12 protein-coding genes are annotated in these 15,050 nt (G+C 68.5%); 4 read left to right on the top strand and 8 right to left on the bottom strand.

The window, feature by feature from the left end; all coding sequences use genetic code 11:
- Nucleotides 1-79 precede the first annotated feature (79 nt).
- On the bottom strand, nt 80-1,795 hold the full coding sequence (gene poxR / locus AC1RWI_RS35690) for a phenol degradation transcriptional regulator PoxR (protein ID WP_492870675.1): 1,716 nt from the start codon (nt 1,793-1,795) through the stop codon (nt 80-82).
- A gap of 174 nt (nt 1,796-1,969) precedes the next feature.
- Between poxR and AC1RWI_RS35685 the strand changes: the two genes are divergently transcribed.
- The 3 genes from AC1RWI_RS35685 to AC1RWI_RS35675 all read left to right on the top strand — a co-directional run bounded on the left by AC1RWI_RS35685 (nt 1,970) and on the right by AC1RWI_RS35675 (nt 4,645).
- A complete protein-coding gene (locus tag AC1RWI_RS35685) occupies nt 1,970-2,932 on the top strand; it encodes a patatin-like phospholipase family protein (RefSeq protein WP_492870674.1) in 963 nt (320 codons plus the stop codon).
- An 81-nt stretch (nt 2,933-3,013) separates the two neighbouring features.
- Nucleotides 3,014-4,231, top strand: coding sequence for a CaiB/BaiF CoA transferase family protein (locus tag AC1RWI_RS35680; RefSeq protein ID WP_043356102.1), 1,218 nt, complete (start codon nt 3,014-3,016; stop codon nt 4,229-4,231).
- Between the two features lie 129 nt (nt 4,232-4,360).
- On the top strand, nt 4,361-4,645 hold the full coding sequence (locus AC1RWI_RS35675; protein ID WP_492870673.1) for a hypothetical protein: 285 nt from the start codon (nt 4,361-4,363) through the stop codon (nt 4,643-4,645).
- 126 nt (nt 4,646-4,771) lie between these two features.
- On the opposite strand, the gene AC1RWI_RS35670 is transcribed toward AC1RWI_RS35675, so the two are convergent.
- Nucleotides 4,772-5,425, bottom strand: coding sequence for a peroxiredoxin (locus AC1RWI_RS35670; RefSeq protein WP_006158821.1), 654 nt, complete (start codon nt 5,423-5,425; stop codon nt 4,772-4,774).
- A 344-nt stretch (nt 5,426-5,769) separates the two neighbouring features.
- Between AC1RWI_RS35670 and AC1RWI_RS35665 the strand changes: the two genes are divergently transcribed.
- Entirely contained in the window at nt 5,770-6,150 is a 381-nt protein-coding gene (locus tag AC1RWI_RS35665; RefSeq protein WP_492870672.1) for a VOC family protein, read from the top strand.
- A gap of 45 nt (nt 6,151-6,195) precedes the next feature.
- Here AC1RWI_RS35665 and AC1RWI_RS35660 read toward each other — a convergent pair whose 3' ends face one another.
- From AC1RWI_RS35660 to AC1RWI_RS35635, 6 genes are all read right to left on the bottom strand, one after another.
- On the bottom strand, nt 6,196-7,200 hold the full coding sequence (locus AC1RWI_RS35660; RefSeq protein ID WP_144410009.1) for a tripartite tricarboxylate transporter substrate binding protein: 1,005 nt from the start codon (nt 7,198-7,200) through the stop codon (nt 6,196-6,198).
- Between the two features lie 79 nt (nt 7,201-7,279).
- Nucleotides 7,280-9,094 (bottom strand): acyclic terpene utilization AtuA family protein, encoded by a 1,815-nt coding sequence (locus AC1RWI_RS35655; protein WP_492870671.1) that lies wholly within the window; start codon nt 9,092-9,094, stop codon nt 7,280-7,282.
- Nucleotides 9,091-11,103: an acetyl/propionyl/methylcrotonyl-CoA carboxylase subunit alpha gene (locus tag AC1RWI_RS35650; protein ID WP_492870670.1), complete on the bottom strand. Its 2,013-nt coding sequence runs from the start codon at nt 11,101-11,103 to the stop codon at nt 9,091-9,093. The genes AC1RWI_RS35655 and AC1RWI_RS35650 overlap by 4 nt, the downstream gene beginning before the upstream one ends.
- A gap of 44 nt (nt 11,104-11,147) precedes the next feature.
- On the bottom strand, nt 11,148-12,032 hold the full coding sequence (locus tag AC1RWI_RS35645) for an enoyl-CoA hydratase/isomerase family protein (RefSeq protein WP_492870669.1): 885 nt from the start codon (nt 12,030-12,032) through the stop codon (nt 11,148-11,150).
- A gap of 46 nt (nt 12,033-12,078) precedes the next feature.
- Nucleotides 12,079-13,239: an acyl-CoA dehydrogenase family protein gene (locus AC1RWI_RS35640; protein ID WP_492870668.1), complete on the bottom strand. Its 1,161-nt coding sequence runs from the start codon at nt 13,237-13,239 to the stop codon at nt 12,079-12,081.
- A gap of 46 nt (nt 13,240-13,285) precedes the next feature.
- A complete protein-coding gene (locus AC1RWI_RS35635; RefSeq protein WP_492870667.1) occupies nt 13,286-14,905 on the bottom strand; it encodes an acyl-CoA carboxylase subunit beta in 1,620 nt (539 codons plus the stop codon).
- Nucleotides 14,906-15,050: the final 145 nt, after the last annotated feature.

Genomic DNA, 15,050 nt, shown 5'->3' with positions numbered 1-15,050 from the left:
GTTACTTGCCTGGGGTGGGGATTGCCGATTGCATCAAATGATTAAATGGGTTTTGGGTGCAAACACCAACGCCGACAAATCACCCAGCCCCCTGCCCCCGCATACCCCGCGTCTTCCACCGATACGCCAACTGCGGCCGCGTAATCCCCAGCAACCGCGCCGCCTGGCTCATATTGCCATTGGCGCGCTGCATGGCCGCCTCCATCAGCACGGTCTCCACGTCGCCCAGCGCGAGCTGCTGCTCGGCCATATGATCGAGCAAACCATGCACGGCGGCCTCCCGCAGCTCGGGCAAGGTGCCCTTGACGCCAAGGCGCGGCGCGGTGTCCATGCCAGGCGGCGCGCTCGTCGGCAGGAACAGGTGGTCCGCGCAGATCTGCCCGCCATTGCTGGCCAGGATCACGCCGCGCTCGATCACGTTCTCCAGTTCCCGCACATTGCCCGGCCAGTCATAGCGGCGCAGCTCCGCCAGCGCGCGATCGGTAATGCCGACGATCTTCTTGCCGTGGCGCGCGCCGTAGCGGGCCACGAAGCGCTCCACCAGCAGGCGGATATCGTCGAGCCGCTCGCGCAGCGGCGGAATGGTGACCGGGTAGACGTTGAGCCGGTAATACAAGTCCTTGCGGAAAGTGCCCTGCTTCACAGCCTCGGCCAGGTCCACGTTGGTGGCCGCCACCAGCCGCACGTCCACCTTGCGCGGCTCGCTGCCGCCCACGCGCTCTACCTCGCCCTCCTGCAGCACGCGCAGCAGCTTGGACTGCGCCGACGCTGACAGCTCGCCCAGCTCATCCAGGAACAGGGTGCCGCCATGCGCCCGCTCGAAGCGGCCCGGGCGCGACTGGTGTGCGCCCGTGAAGGCGCCCTTCTCCACGCCGAACAGTTCGGCCTCGATCAGCTCATCGGGAATCGCGGCGCAATTGACCGCGATAAAGGGCTTGTCGGCCCGGGCGCTCACGCCGTGCAACGCTTGTGCAAAGCGCTCCTTGCCAACGCCGGTCTCGCCCAGCAGCAGCACGGTGACACTGCTCCCGGCGGCGCGCTGCAGCAGGCCCCAGGCAGCGCGGAACTCGGGCGAGCTGCCCACCAGGTCGGCGGGCTTGCCGGGGCTGCGCTGCAGGGCGCGCAGGTGCTCGACCTCGCTTTGCAGCTCCAGGATGGTCTCGATCACCGGGTCGGGCTGATAGAGCGCCAGCACTTCGGCGCCGTCCTCCCACGCCTCCAGCGGCTTGCCGACGATGCGGCAGTGATCAAAGCCGCAGGCAATGCACTCGACCTCGCGGTAGAGGATGGTGCGGCCCATCAGGGCCGAGGTGTAGCCCGTGGCGTAGCCGATCTGCATCCAGCAGGCCGGCGCGTCGACGATGCCGAACAACTGCCGGTGCACATCGCCTTCGAAGGAGTCTTCCCACAGGAATTCGCCGTCGTAGATGCCCGCGGCGATGTCGATGTCCACCTTGACCGGCGTCACCCGCACCACGCCTTCGATGGTGTGCAGGCAGGGCCCGATCTCGAGCAGGCCAAAGTCGCTGTCGCCCGGGCGCAGCTTCTTGGCCAGCTCCGCGTCGCGCATGCCGGAATGAAAGCCCATGCGCATGAACAAGCCGCGCGCGCGCTCCATGCCTAGGGTATCCACCAATTCCTTGCGCAAGGCGCCCAGCGCCGCGGTATGAATCAGGATCATGCGCTGCTCGTCCAGCCAGATGGAGCCCTCCTCCATGGCAAAGCGCAGGCGCCGCGCGAGATGGGCCAGGCCATCGCGCATGGTGGCCGAAAACTTGTCGGTTGAACTGCTCATTGTCTCCTCTCTTGGCGGCCAGGACACCCTCGGCGCGCGTGCTTTTGGTAGCACTGCATGCACATTATGTGCCATCCGCGCCCGCGGCCCCCACGTGCGCCTGTCATGCCGGCGCAATGTCGCCTATCCTTTCCCTGACAGCGATCCTCGCTTTAATGCACTGCACCACAGCCCATGGAAAAAACCGCATTTGTCTTTGCAGGCGGCGGCAGCCTCGGCGCCATCGAGGCCGGCATGCTGCGCGAGCTGGTGGCGTGGGGGGTCAAGCCGGACATGGTGATCGGCGCCTCGGCCGGCGCCATCAACGGCGCCTACTACGCCTGCAACCCGCATGTGGCCGGCACCAGCCAGCTCGAGACGCTCTGGCGCGGCTTGCGCCGGGCCGAGGTGATGCCGTGGTCGTGGCGCAGCCTGTTTGGCATGCTGCGCGGGCAGCGCGCCCACCTGGTCGACTCCGCCGCGCTGCAGCGCCTGCTGGCGCGCCACTTTGGCGATATGGCGATGGAGCGTGCCGAGGTGCCGCTGTACGTGGTGGCCACCGACATGGCCACCGGCGCGGAGGTGGTGCTGTCCTCCGGCAGCCTGGTCCAGTCGGTGCTGGCAAGCGCAGCCATCCCCGGCGTATTTCCCCCGGTGTCGCTGGGCGGGCGGCAACTGATCGATGGCGGCGTGGCCAACAACACGCCGGTGTCCACCGCCATCCGCCTGGGCGCCACGCGCGTGGTCGTGCTGCCGGCGGGTTTTGCCTGCGCGCGGCGGCGCGAGCCGCGCGGCCCCATCGACCATGCCTTCAACGCGCTGTCGCTGCTGGTGGCGCGCCAGCTGGTGCAGGACCTGGAGCGCTGGGCCGATCACGCGCACATCTCGGTCGTCCCGCCACTGTGCCCGCTCGACGTCTCCCCCTACGACTACACCCAGTGCGGCACGCTGATCGACCGCGCCGCCGCGGCCACGCTGGCCTGGCTCAACGCCGACGGGCTCAGCAGCCGGCACATCCCCGGCGCGCTGTCCCCGCATTCGCATGACGAAGCCAATCCGAGCTGCGACTTCGATCCGCAACAGGCACACCCGGCGCACGGGGCCGGCGATACGCATCAACCCCACGCCGGCCATACGCACGCTTTTGCCCCGCAGTAAGCCGGCTTTGGCATTGGCGAATTGCCTGGCTGGCCGATCCGGCGAATGATGCGGGATCTCTTCTCTCCGGGTGGCAAGCACATGAGCGCAATTCTCGACGGCATCAAGGTACTCGACCTGACGCGGGTGGTAGCCGGCCCATGGGCCACGCAGAACCTGGCCGACATGGGTGCCACCGTCTACAAGATCGAGAAGCCCGGCGACGGCGACGATACCCGCAAGATGGGCCCGTTCCTGAACGATGCGCAGGGCGCGGCCACCAACGACTCCGCCTTCTACCTGGCCTGCAACCGCGGCAAGCAGTCGCTCACCATCGATATCTCCCAGCCCGAGGGCGCCGAGCTGGTACGCCAGCTGGCCGCGCGCTGCGACGTGGTGGTGGAGAACTACAAGGCTGGCAGCCTGAAGAAATACGGCCTCGACTACGAATCCATCCGCGCGGTGCGCCCCGATGTGATCTATTGCTCGGTCACCGGCTTCGGCCCCGATGGCCCCTACGCGGCGCGCCCGGCCTACGACTTCATCCTGCAAGGCATGGCCGGCCTGATGAGCACCTGCGGCCAGCCGGACGGCAGCCCCGGCGGCGAGCCGATGCGCACCGCCATTCCCATCACCGACATCCTCACCGGCCTGTACGCCACCGTCAGCCTGCTGGGCGCGCTCTACCACCGCCAGGCCACCGGCGAAGGCCAGTACATCGACGCCGCCATGCTCGATGCCTCGGTCGCCGTCAATGGCCACCTGGCGCTGGGCTACCAGATGACCGGCAAGCTGCCCCGGCGCGCCGGCAACAGCAACCCCGTGGCCGCGCCCTCCGAAGTCTTTGCCTGCCGCGACGGCCACCTGATCATTGCCTCCGGCAACAACGGCCAGTTCGCCGCGCTGTGCAAGCTGCTAGGCATTCCCGAACTCGCGGCCGATCCGCGTTACACGCAGAACGCCAACCGGGTTGCCAACCGCGATGCGCTGCGCGAGACGATTGCCGAGCGAGTGGCTACCTGGAACGCGGCGGACCTGCTGGCGTCGCTGGAACGCGCCGGCGTGCCGGGTGGCCCGATCAACGAGCTCGACGAAGTATTCGAGGATGCGCAGGTGAAGCATCGGGGCTTGCTGGTGCAACTGCCGCACGGGCGCGGCGTGGATGTGCCGAGCCTGCGCAGCCCGATGCGGTTCTCGGCCACGCCCGTGGCGATGCGCTGCCCGCCGATGCTGGGCGAGCATACGGATGCGGCCCTGCGGGCGGAACTGGGCTTGAGCGATGGGGATGTCGCGGGCCTGAGAGCGCGGGGAATCCTGTAGCTGGCCGCACGCAAGGCCGCTCGGCTCGCAGCCTTGCGTGCGGCGCGCAACGCTCGGAATTGACGCGCCCCGGGAACGGGTACATCCTCTGGACATACGGACATACTCGTCCCATCAGCGGAGCAAGCCATGACCTCAAACGAATTCACATCGTTCAAGGCACACTTGTCCATGTTGCTGCGCGACCTCCCGCTCGGGACCACGGCGGACCTCGCCGACGTGGCCGTGGCGGCCTACTGGGATGGCACGCGGATCGTCGGCACCTACCTGCGCGACGGCGGGCACCTGGACGAGGCCTTCGACTTCGACGAAAACGCCTGGGAGAACTGGCACGACGACTTCGTCGGCTGGCTGGTCACGCCGAGTTTCACGCAGCGCGATGAACTGAGGGCTTCGCTGGCAGGCACGGGCTGACGAGCGCATGCGCGCTCGCGGCCGGGCTTGCCACCGGGCTTACGACCGGGCTTACGACAATACGCACCGTCCTCCAGCCGGAGGATCGGTGCCACCATCGCACTGCCAGCCCATCCGACGCATGCCTTACTTCGGCTGCGACACCACCCGCAAATACGGCTTGAGCGTCTTGAAACCCTGCGGATACTTCTTCTTGGCGTCGTCGTCGGAGACCGAGGTGGGGATGATCACGTCTTCACCCGGTTTCCAGTTCACCGGCGTGGCTACCGTGTGTTTTGCATTCAGCTGCAGCGAATCCAGCAACCGCAGCACTTCGTCAAAATTGCGGCCGGCGCTCATCGGATAGACCAGCATCGCCTTGACTTTCTTGTCCGGCCCGATCAGGAACACCGAGCGCACCGTGGCATTGTCCACGGCAGTGCGCGGCCCGCCACTCGCGTTCGGATGGATCATGTCATAGAGCTTCGCGACCGTGAGGTCGACGTCGCCGATCATGGGATAGTTGACGGCGTGGCCCTGCGTTTCCTCGATGTCCTTGACCCACTTCTGGTGGTCCGCGACCGGGTCCACGCTCAGGCCGATGATCTTGGTGTTGCGCCGGTCGAATTCCGGCTTGAGCCGGGCCATGTAGCCCAGTTCCGTGGTACAGACCGGGGTGAAATCCTTCGGATGGGAGAACAGGATGGCCCATTTGTCCCCAATCCATTCGTGGAAACTGATTTTCCCCTCCGTGGTATCGGCAGTGAAATCGGGCGCTTCGTCACCGATGCGAATCGACATAGTCAACCTCCATGTTGGTGAGTGTGGATGCGAGGCAAGGAGCGGCACAGCGGCGGCTGTCGTCCCGACGCGGCCCCGAGCTTCGGCGCGTCTGCGTCAGTATAGGTGACTGTGACGATGCGAAAAGAAGTATGCGGGCAGCACAAGGCTGCACACGCGGCGTGCAGCCTTGTGCACCGCACCACCGCGGCGACCCGGCCCTTCCCGCCTCCTGCATCGTCTGCCGCCCTTGTGAAAGATTGAGGAAAGCGGCTGCGCTGCCCCATCGCCTGAACTGACGGCACCGGCGATACTTACCGTAGCGACAGGGAGCCCCAGCGGCTCCCGCAACACAGGAGCAACACATGGCGATTGCCGGAATGAACCACTTCACCGTGCTCACCGCGACGCTGGAAGACAGCGTGGCGTTCTATACCAAGGCGCTCGGCTTCGAGACTGGCGAACGCCCGCCGTTCTCGTTTCCGGGCGCATGGCTCTATGCGGCTGGCGCGCCCATTATTCACCTGGTCGCGAAAGACAAGCTACCGGCGTCCACCGCGGGTGTATTGGATCACATGGCATTCAGCGCGACCGATCTTCCCGGCGTCGCGAATCATCTGCGGCAGCTGGATATACCGTTCAACCTCGGGCGGCAACCGGGCACCGGCATCTGGCAGCTGTTCCTGCACGACCCCAACGGCGCCAAGATCGAGCTGGATTTCGATCCGCAGGAACCGGCGCCCTGAGCGTTGCGCTATCGATCCGGCGTGGCGGCGGCCTCTGCCTGCCCGTCACTCTACGTGGATGCCGCCCTTCTTCACCACCTCGCCCCACCGCCCGGCCTCTTCCTTGATGAAGGCCTGGAACTGGTCGGGCGTCCCGCCTACCGGATCGATCCCGTACTCGATCAGGCGCGCCTTCACCTCCGGCTGGTGCAGCACCGCATCCATCTCGGCCGAGAGCTTTGCCAGCACCGGCCTGGGTGTCCTGGCGGGCGCGATCAGGCCGATCCAGCTGCTGGCCGTCACCCCCGGATAGCCTGCCTCGGCCATGGTCGGCACCTCGGGCGCGGCCGGCCAGCGCGTGGCGCTGGTGATCGCCAGCGCCTTGAGCTTGCCGGCTTTCACCTGCGGCATCATGGTCTGCACGGAATCGAAGATCATCGCCACCTGCCCGGAGAACAGGTCCGGCAGCGCCGGCGACACGCCCTTGTAGGGCACGTGGGTCATCTTGATGCCCGCCGCTTGCGAGAACAGCTCGCCGGCCAGATGCGCGCCGGAGCCGTTGCCGCTGGAGGCATAGGTCATCTTGTCGGGATTGGCCTTGCCCCACGCCACCAGCGCCTTCACGCTGCCGGGCGGCAACTGGGCGCTGGACACCAGCAGCAGCGGGATGCGCCCGATCTGGCTGACGCCCGTCAGGTCCTTGACCGGGTCGTAGCTCATCTTGGGGTAGAGGCTGGGGTTGATGGCATGCGCGGCCACCACCACCAGCAGCGAGTAGCCGTCGGGCGCGGACTTGGCCACGTTGTCGGAGCCGATCATCCCATTGGCGCCGGGGCGGTTCTCCACCACCACGGGCTGGCCCAGGCGCTCGGCCAGCTTTTGCATGACCAGCCGCGTCACGGCGTCTGACACGCCGCCCGGGGTGTAGGGCACCACCACGCGCACGGGCTTTGACGGATACGGCGCCTCGGCGCGCGCCGTGGGGCTCAGGCCGCAAGCCAGCGCGGCGGCCAGCACGCATGCGTTCATCCACAGGCCACGGGGGTGCATCGGTTGCTTGGTTGTGTTCATGTCTGCTCCATCAGGTCGGGATGGCTTCGGTCCGCCGTGCTTGTCTGGCGGCCGATGCCATGGAATGGCAGCCGCCGGTCTACGCCCAGTCTTGCGGCACCGTGAGCGGAAAATCGAGCAGCATTTGCGCGTAGCTCTTGCCGAGCGGGTCGGAACGCAGGCTGGCCACGCCCCCGCCACCCAGCGCGCGGTGCAGCAGGAAGTTAAGGGCGTGCAAGCCCGGCACCTCGAAGCACTCCACGTCGCCCTCGACCAGATGCGCAAAATACCCGCGCACCGCGCTAGGGGTGAGCTGCTCGCGCAGCAGCGGCAGGTATGACGGCTGGCGGGCGATCACGCCGATGTTCTCGTCGTCGCCCTTGTCGCCGCTGCGTGCGTAGGCCAGCGTGACCAGCGGCACGGTGACGCGCGGCCCGCCGGGAATGGCGGGAGTGTCAGGAGTGGCGGGCGCAGCCGCCAGCGGGGCCGGCGCCGTCAGCTCGCCCACGGCGGCGGCGCAGTCAAGCGCCTGCGTCTGGCCGTCCAGCGCGACCTGCATCCGTACTTGCGCCTTCGGCACCAGGAAAGAGAACACCTTGACCACCGGCTGGATATCGACGCGGCCGGCAAAGGATGAGCGGGTGCCGGCGGCCATCGAGGTGCCCGCCGACGAGCCTTCGCGCTGCAGGAAGCGCAGCGCCTTGGCCTGCGCATGGCGCGCGCCGATGCGCAGCACCACTTCGCGCGTGGGCAAGGCGCGGGCATGCGGGCCATATTGCGATTCGCAGCCGAGCAGTTCCACCACGGTGCCGCTGTAGTCCGCCAGGCCGTTGGCGGCCAGCATGGCGCGGGTGCGCGCCAGCAGCGCGTCGGCGGTGCGGCGAGCCTTGGCGGGTGCGTCGATGCCGCGGATCGCCATCATCAGGCTGAGCTGGTAGCCGTCCTGCCAGGTGCCGTTGGCCTTGTAGCTCGCGCCGGGTGCGCGGCCACGGGCGCCGTGCACGCGCACCTGCCCGGGGGCCAGCAACTCGGTGCGTACCATGCGGAAGTCGCAGGTAACATCAGGCATCAGGTAGTTGCCAGGGTCGCCCACCTCATACAACACCTGCTCCGCCACGGCGGCGGGATCGACCAGGCCGCCGGTGCCCTCGGGCTTGGAGAGCACGAAGCTGCCGTCCTGCGCGCAGTCGATCACCGGGTAGCCGATGCGGTCCCAGTCCGGCACGCGCTGCCAGTCGGTAAACAACCCGCCGGTGGCCTGCGCGCCGCACTCGATCACGTGGCCGGCCAGCGTGCCGGCGGCGAGCCGGTCCCAGTCGTGCCATTGCCAGCCAAACTCATGGGCCAGCGCGCCGACCACCACGGCACTGTCCACGCAACGGCCCGTGATGACGATATCGGCGCCCATCGCCAGCGCGCGGGCGATGCCTTGCGCGCCGGTGTAGGCATTGGCGGACATCAGCTCGGCGGGCGGCGTGGCGCCGGTATGGAGATCGGTGAGGCCCGCCGCGCGCCAGCCCTCGAAGGCAGGCATCACGTCGTCGCCGCTGACCACCGCCACCTTGGGCGTCAGCCCTTGCCGCGCGGCGGCGGCCATCACCGCGTCGCGGCAGGCCTGGGGGTTGAGGCCGCCGGCATTGGCAATCACGCGGATGCCGCGCGCCAGGATCTGGCCGAGGTGCGGCGCCATCGCGGCCTGCACGAAGTCCGTGGCGTAGCCCAGCGCGGGGTCCTTGGCGCGGGCACGCGCCAGGATCGACATGGTGGTCTCGGCCAGGTAGTCATAGACCAGGTATTGCAGGCCCGGAACGGCCAGCAGTTGCGGCGTGGCGATGGCGGAGTCGCCCCAGAAGCCGGAAGCGCCGCCTATGCGCACGGTGCGTGCCATATGGGTTGTGCCGATTGTGGTGTTCATGCTTGCTCGCCTGCGTCCACCTTCACCAGCAAACTACCCGCGCGCGCCTGCCCGCCCTCCCGGGCATGCAGCTGCGCGATCACGCCGTCGAACGGCGCGACGATGGCGTGCTCCATCTTCATGGCCTCCAGCACCACCAGCACCTGGCCCGCCAGCACCGCCTCGCCCGCTGCCGCCTTCACGGCCACGATGCGCGCGGTCAGCGGCGCCAGCAGCTCGCCGGCGCGCCCGGCGTCGCCGGGGTTGCGCTTTTTCTGGCGCGGGTCCAGGCGCGCGAAGCGCCATGCGCGGCCCGCGCTGAACAGATGCACGGCATCGCCCCCGGTGGCGAACACCAGCGGCAACGCCATGCCGTTGCACTCCACCAGCGCGCTGCCTTGTTCCAGGTCGGCGCGCAGCACGCGCACGCTGACGATCTCGGCGGACGTGCCATCGCCCTCACCCTCACCCTCGCCCCCGCGCACCGCCACCTCCCAGCCTTGCGCGACGGCACGCAGATCCGCGCGCCACTGCTGCTCTCCCGCCTGCAAGCCCAGGCTGCAAGCCGGCGCCACCAGTGCGGGGCGCGCCGATGCCGCCAGCAGCCCGGCGGCGGCCAGCGCCGCGCAGGCCACCTGCGCCGCCGCGGGCTGCGTTGTCCGCAGCGCCGCCTGCATATGCGTATCGACGAATCCCGTATGCACCTGGTTGCCCGCAAAGGCCTCGTGCGCCAGGCAATCGGCAAGAAAGCCCTGGTTGCTGGCCACGCCCAGCAGCACCGTCTGCTCCACCGCGCGCAGCAGCTTGCGGCGTGCTTCCTCCCGGGTGGCGCCATGGGCCACCAGCTTGGCCACCATCGAATCGTAGTGAACCGGGATCTCCCCGCCCTCCTGCAGCGCATGATCCACCCGCACATCGTGCCCCGCGCCCGGCGCGCGCCAGCGCAGCACCGGGCCGCCTTGCGGCAGGAAGCCGGCGGCCACGTCCTCGGCGGTCAGCCGCACCTCGATGGCGTGGCCGCGCAGCGCGACCTGCTCCTGCGTGACCGGCAGCGGCTCGCCGGCTGCCACGCGCAGCTGCCATTCGACCAGGTCGAAGCCGGTGATGGCTTCGGTCACGGCGTGCTCCACCTGCAGGCGCGTGTTCATCTCCATGAAGTAGAAATTGCCATCGCCATCGAGCAGGAACTCCATGGTGCCCGCGCCCACGTAGCCAATGGCCTGCGCGGCGCGCACCGCCGCGCCGCCCATGCGCTCGCGCAGCGCGGGCGATACCGCCGGGGACGGCGCCTCCTCGACTACCTTCTGGTGGCGGCGCTGCACCGAGCAGTCGCGCTCGCCCAGGTGGATCACGTGGCCCTGCGTATCGGCAAAGACCTGGATCTCCACGTGGCGCGGCGCGATCACCGCGCGCTCCAGGATCAGCTGGCCGGAGCCGAAGGCGGCCATCGCCTCCGAGCGCGCGCTTGCCAGCGCGCCGGGCAAGGCATGGGCGTCGTGCACCAGGCGCATGCCGCGTCCGCCGCCGCCGGCCGCGGCCTTCACCATCAGCGGAAAGCCGATCGGCGCGGCGGCCTGCAGCAGCGCGGCATCATCCTGCGCCTCGCCCTGGTAGCCGGGGATGCAGGGCATGTCCGCGGACTGCATCAGGCGCTTGGCCTCGGCTTTGTTGCCCATGGCGCGGATGGCGGCGGCGGGCGGGCCGACGAAGACCAGGCCCGCCTGCGCCACCGCGTCGGCGAACTCTGCGTTCTCCGCCAGGAAGCCGTAGCCGGGATGCACCGCATCCGCGCCGCTGCGGCGCGCCGCCTCGACAATGGCCGCGATGTTCAGGTACGACGCGCGTGGCGCGGCGTCGCCGATGCGCACCGCCCGATCAGCGTACGCCACGTGCGGGCCATGGCGATCGGCCTCGGAATAGACCGCCACGGTGGCAAGGCCAAGGCGGCGCGCCGTGCGCATGATGCGCATGGCGATCTCGCCGCGATTGGCGACGAGCAAGGTGTGGAAGGGTCGGCTGGTAGCGGACATGAGGCGTCTCGGGGTGCGGAGTATCTGGATTGGTTTGTGTGCGTTCAGCCCTGCGTGGCCTGCGCCGCGCGCACGGCGGCGGCGTCAAAGCGCACCACCCACGCGGCATCGCGCTTGTCGCGAAAAGCCTGGATGCCTTCGGCGCCTTCGCTGCGCATGCATTGGGCGAACAGGTGCGAGGCCTCGTCCAGCAAGGCGCCCTGCGCAACCTGTCCGGTGCGCGCCACCAGCGGCTTGAAGGCGCGGTTGGCTTGCGGCCCGCAGCGGCAGATGCGCGTGAGCCACTCAGCCAGCAGCGCATCGAGGGCGGCGCTGTCGTCGGCCAGCGCATCGGCCAGCCCCAGCGCCAGCGCCGAGTCGCCGTTGACGCGCTCACCGGACAAGCCGAGTCGCCGCGTGGCCGCCGCGCCGATGCGCGCCACCACGAAGGGCGCGATCTGTGCGGCAATGATGCCCAGCGACGTTTCCGACAGGGCAAAACGCGCGTCGCGCGTGGCCAGCACGATATCGGCGGCGCAGCTCAGTCCCATGCCGCCGCCCATGGCCGCGCCCTCCACTACCGCCACCACGGGCACGGGGAGCGCGGCCAGGCGCTGCATGAAGTAGCCGAACTCGCGGTTGCGGCTCGCCACCGGATCCTGCGGCGCTTCGCCCGCGTCCAGCCTCGCCTTGAAATTGCCGACGTTGCCGCCCGCGCAGAAGACGCCGCCGGCGCCGCGCAGCACCAGCGCGCGCACCGTGGTGTCGGTCTCGGCGCGCTCCACGGCGCGCGCCAGCGCGGCGACCACTTCAGGCGCAAGCGCGTTGCGCGTGGTGGGCACGTTGAGGGTGACGAACAGCACGCCCTGGACATCACGCACGATCACGGCGTGGGCGTCATTGGCGAGATTGGCAAGATTGCCGGCATCTGTATTGACTGCGTTGGTCATGGCTGGATGGATGTGAAGACTTGGAACAACAGGCAATGGCGGGCGTTCAGCCCTTTGCCATCAGCCCCATCTGCTTGGCGATCACGGTCAGCATCACCTCGTCGGCGCCGCCGCCGATGGAGCCGAGCCGGAAATCGCGGTACGCGCGCGAGGCATGGTTGTCCCACGTGTAGCCCATGCCGCCCTGGAACTGCATGCACCAGTCGGCCACCTCGCGCGACAGCCGCCCGGCCTTGAGCTTGGCCATGGACGCCAGCTCCACCACGTCGCCGCCATCGATATAGGTCTTGGTCGCCATGTAGACCAGCGCGCGCAGGGCCTCCATCTCGGTCTTGAGCTCGGCCAGCTTGAACTGGATGAACTGGTTGTCCAGCAAGGGCTTGCCAAAGGCGATGCGCTGGCGCAGGTAGTCGGCGGTTTCCTCGATCAGCGCGTTGCAGGCGAGCCGGCGCGCCGCGCCGTTCAGGCGTTCTTCCTGGAACTGCTTCATCTGGTAGATAAAGCCCATGCCCTCTTCGCCGATGCGATTGCGCGCCGGCACCCGCACCTCGTCAAAGAAGATCTGCGCGGTGTCCGAGCACCACATGCCGAACTTCTTGATCTTCTGCACCTCGACCCCGGGGGTGCGCTTGCCGCCTTGCTTGAGCGGCACGATGATCAACGACTTGTTCTTGTGCACCGGGCCATCGGAGGTATTGCACAACAGGCAGATCCAGTCGGCCTGGGTGCCGTTGGTGATCCACATCTTGGAGCCGCTGATCACGTAGTCGTCGCCATCGCGGCGCGCGCGGGTCTTGAGCGATGCCACATCGGAACCGGCACCAGCCTCCGACACACCGATCGCCGCCACCGCCTCGCCGGCGATGGCCGGGGCCAGGAACTCGCGCTTGAGCGCATCGGAGCCGAAGGCCGTCAGCGCCGGCGTGGCCATGTCGGTCTGCACGCCCACCGCCATGCCGATGCCCTGCGCATGCACATAGCCCAGGGCCTCGGCAGCGGCCACCGCGTAGGAAAAATCAAGGCCAAGGCCGCCGTATTCCACCGGCTTGGTGATGCCAAGGAAGCCGAGCTCGCCCATCCGCTTGAACAACGCGTGCGCGGGGAAGATCTCCGCGGCTTCCCACTCGTCGACGTGCGGATCGATCTCGGCCGACACGAAGCGGCGGATGCTGTCCATGATGCTGCGATGGTCTTCGGTGTATAGCATGCTGGTGGTCTCCGGTTTTCTTGTCCGTGTGTTCGCGGCGCGGCGATCAGAACCGCGCCACGCCAAATTGCATGGCACGCGGCGTGCGCGCTTCGGCCTCGCGGGCGGTAGCCAGCACGAAGGCCAGCACGGCGCGGGTGTCGCGTGGGTCGATCACGCCGTCGTCCAGCAACAGCCCGCTGGTGACGAAGGCGCTGGCCTGGCGCTCGAAGTTGGCGACGATCTCGCCGGTCTGCTGCGCCAGGCGCGCTTCGTCCACCGCCGCGCCCTTGCGCTCGGCCTGCTGGCGCGCCACGATCTCCAGCGTCATGGCGGCCTGCTCGCCGCCCATCACCGCGGTGCGCGCGTTGGGCCACGAGAAGCAAAAGCGCGGGCGGAAGCCGCGGCCGCACATGCCGAAGTTGCCCGCGCCAAACGATGCGCCGCAGTAGATCGTGACCTGCGGCACCGTGGAGTTCGACAGCGCCTGGATCATCTTGGCGCCATGCTTGATCATGCCGGCTTCTTCCGAGGCGCGGCCGACGATAAAGCCGGTGGTGTTCTGCAGGAACACGATGGGCGTACCGCTCTGGTTGCAGGCCTGGATGAACTGCGCGGCCTTGGTGGCGCCCGCCGGGTCGATCGGGCCGTTATTGCTGATAAAGCCCACGGCATGGCCCTCGATGCGGCCACGGCCGCAGACGGTGGCCGTGCCATAGTCCGGCTTGAACGCAAGCCACGCGGAATCGTCGGTGAGCCGGCCGATGATCTCCAGCATGTCCACGGGCTTCTTCACATCCAGCGTCATGACGCCATCGAGCTCGCCCGCGTCCAGCCGCGGCGGCTGCGCCGGCTGGGGCTGGCGCGGCGCCACGCCCGGCCAGTCCAGGCTGGCCACCACGTCGCGCGCCAGCGCGATGGCATGCTCGTCGTCCTCGGCCAGGAATTCCGCCAGGCCGCTGACGGTGGCGTGCAGGTCGGCGCCGCCAAGCTCCTCGTCGGTGGCGATCTCCCCGGTGGCGGCCTTGAGCAGCGGCGGCCCGGCCAGGAAGGCACGGGCGCGGCCGCGCACCATCACCACGTAGTCGGACAGGCCCGGCATGTAAGCCCCACCTGCGGTGGACGAGCCGTGCACCACCGTGATCACCGGCAGCCCGGCAGCCGACAGGCGCGCCAGGTTGTAGAAGATGCCGCCGCCGCGCACGAACTTGTCCACTCGGTACTTGCGCAGGTTGGCGCCGGCCGACTCCACCAGGTGGATGAACGGCAGGCGGTTTTCCAGGGCGATCTCCTGGCAGCGCATCAGCTTGAGGTTGCCGCCCTCGGTCATGGCGCCGGCATCGATGCCGGAATCGGTCGCCACCACCATCGCGCGCACGCCGCGGACAAAACCGATGCCGGCCACCAGCGAGCCGCCGGGGATGGCGGTGTCGTGATCGGGATCATCCATGCCGTAACCCGCCAGGTTGGCGATCGGCAAGAAAGCCGTAGCGGGATCGAGCAAGCGCGCCAGGCGCTCGCGCGGCAGCAGCGCGCCACGCCTGGCGAAGGACGGGCGGGCACGCTCGGAAGCAGCGACGGCGCGCTGCTCCAGCGCGCGCAGCCGCTCGATCAGGGCTTGCATGCCGGCGCGCTGGCTGGCGAAGGCGGGACTGGCGGGATCGATCCGGGACTCGATGGGAAGCATGGCGCTGGGCGTTGGACAAGGAATGCATCGATTCCAAACCACCCGCGGTGGCACGACAAGCGCAACCTGGTGATTTGTGCATAATGTGCACAAACTCGTCTTTGACGCACCTCCGGATGCTGCCTGTGCCCGCCCTGCCTACGCC

Source organism: Cupriavidus sp. MPR-AND1C, from assembly GCF_058809705.1.
This window is presented reverse-complemented; position numbering and strand designations above follow the sequence as displayed.

Coding starts and splice junctions, on each gene's coding strand:
- AC1RWI_RS35635 (WP_492870667.1), bottom strand. CDS start 14,905: ATGCTTCCCATCGAGTCCCGGATCGATCCCGCCAGTCCCGCCTTCGCC.
- AC1RWI_RS35670 (WP_006158821.1), bottom strand. CDS start 5,425: ATGTCGATTCGCATCGGTGACGAAGCGCCCGATTTCACTGCCGATACC.
- AC1RWI_RS35640 (WP_492870668.1), bottom strand. CDS start 13,239: ATGCTATACACCGAAGACCATCGCAGCATCATGGACAGCATCCGCCGC.
- AC1RWI_RS35680 (WP_043356102.1), top strand. CDS start 3,014: ATGAGCGCAATTCTCGACGGCATCAAGGTACTCGACCTGACGCGGGTG.
- AC1RWI_RS35685 (WP_492870674.1), top strand. CDS start 1,970: ATGGAAAAAACCGCATTTGTCTTTGCAGGCGGCGGCAGCCTCGGCGCC.
- AC1RWI_RS35655 (WP_492870671.1), bottom strand. CDS start 9,094: ATGAACACCACAATCGGCACAACCCATATGGCACGCACCGTGCGCATA.
- AC1RWI_RS35675 (WP_492870673.1), top strand. CDS start 4,361: ATGACCTCAAACGAATTCACATCGTTCAAGGCACACTTGTCCATGTTG.
- AC1RWI_RS35650 (WP_492870670.1), bottom strand. CDS start 11,103: ATGTCCGCTACCAGCCGACCCTTCCACACCTTGCTCGTCGCCAATCGC.
- poxR (WP_492870675.1), bottom strand. CDS start 1,795: ATGAGCAGTTCAACCGACAAGTTTTCGGCCACCATGCGCGATGGCCTG.
- AC1RWI_RS35665 (WP_492870672.1), top strand. CDS start 5,770: ATGGCGATTGCCGGAATGAACCACTTCACCGTGCTCACCGCGACGCTG.
- AC1RWI_RS35660 (WP_144410009.1), bottom strand. CDS start 7,200: ATGAACACAACCAAGCAACCGATGCACCCCCGTGGCCTGTGGATGAAC.
- AC1RWI_RS35645 (WP_492870669.1), bottom strand. CDS start 12,032: ATGACCAACGCAGTCAATACAGATGCCGGCAATCTTGCCAATCTCGCC.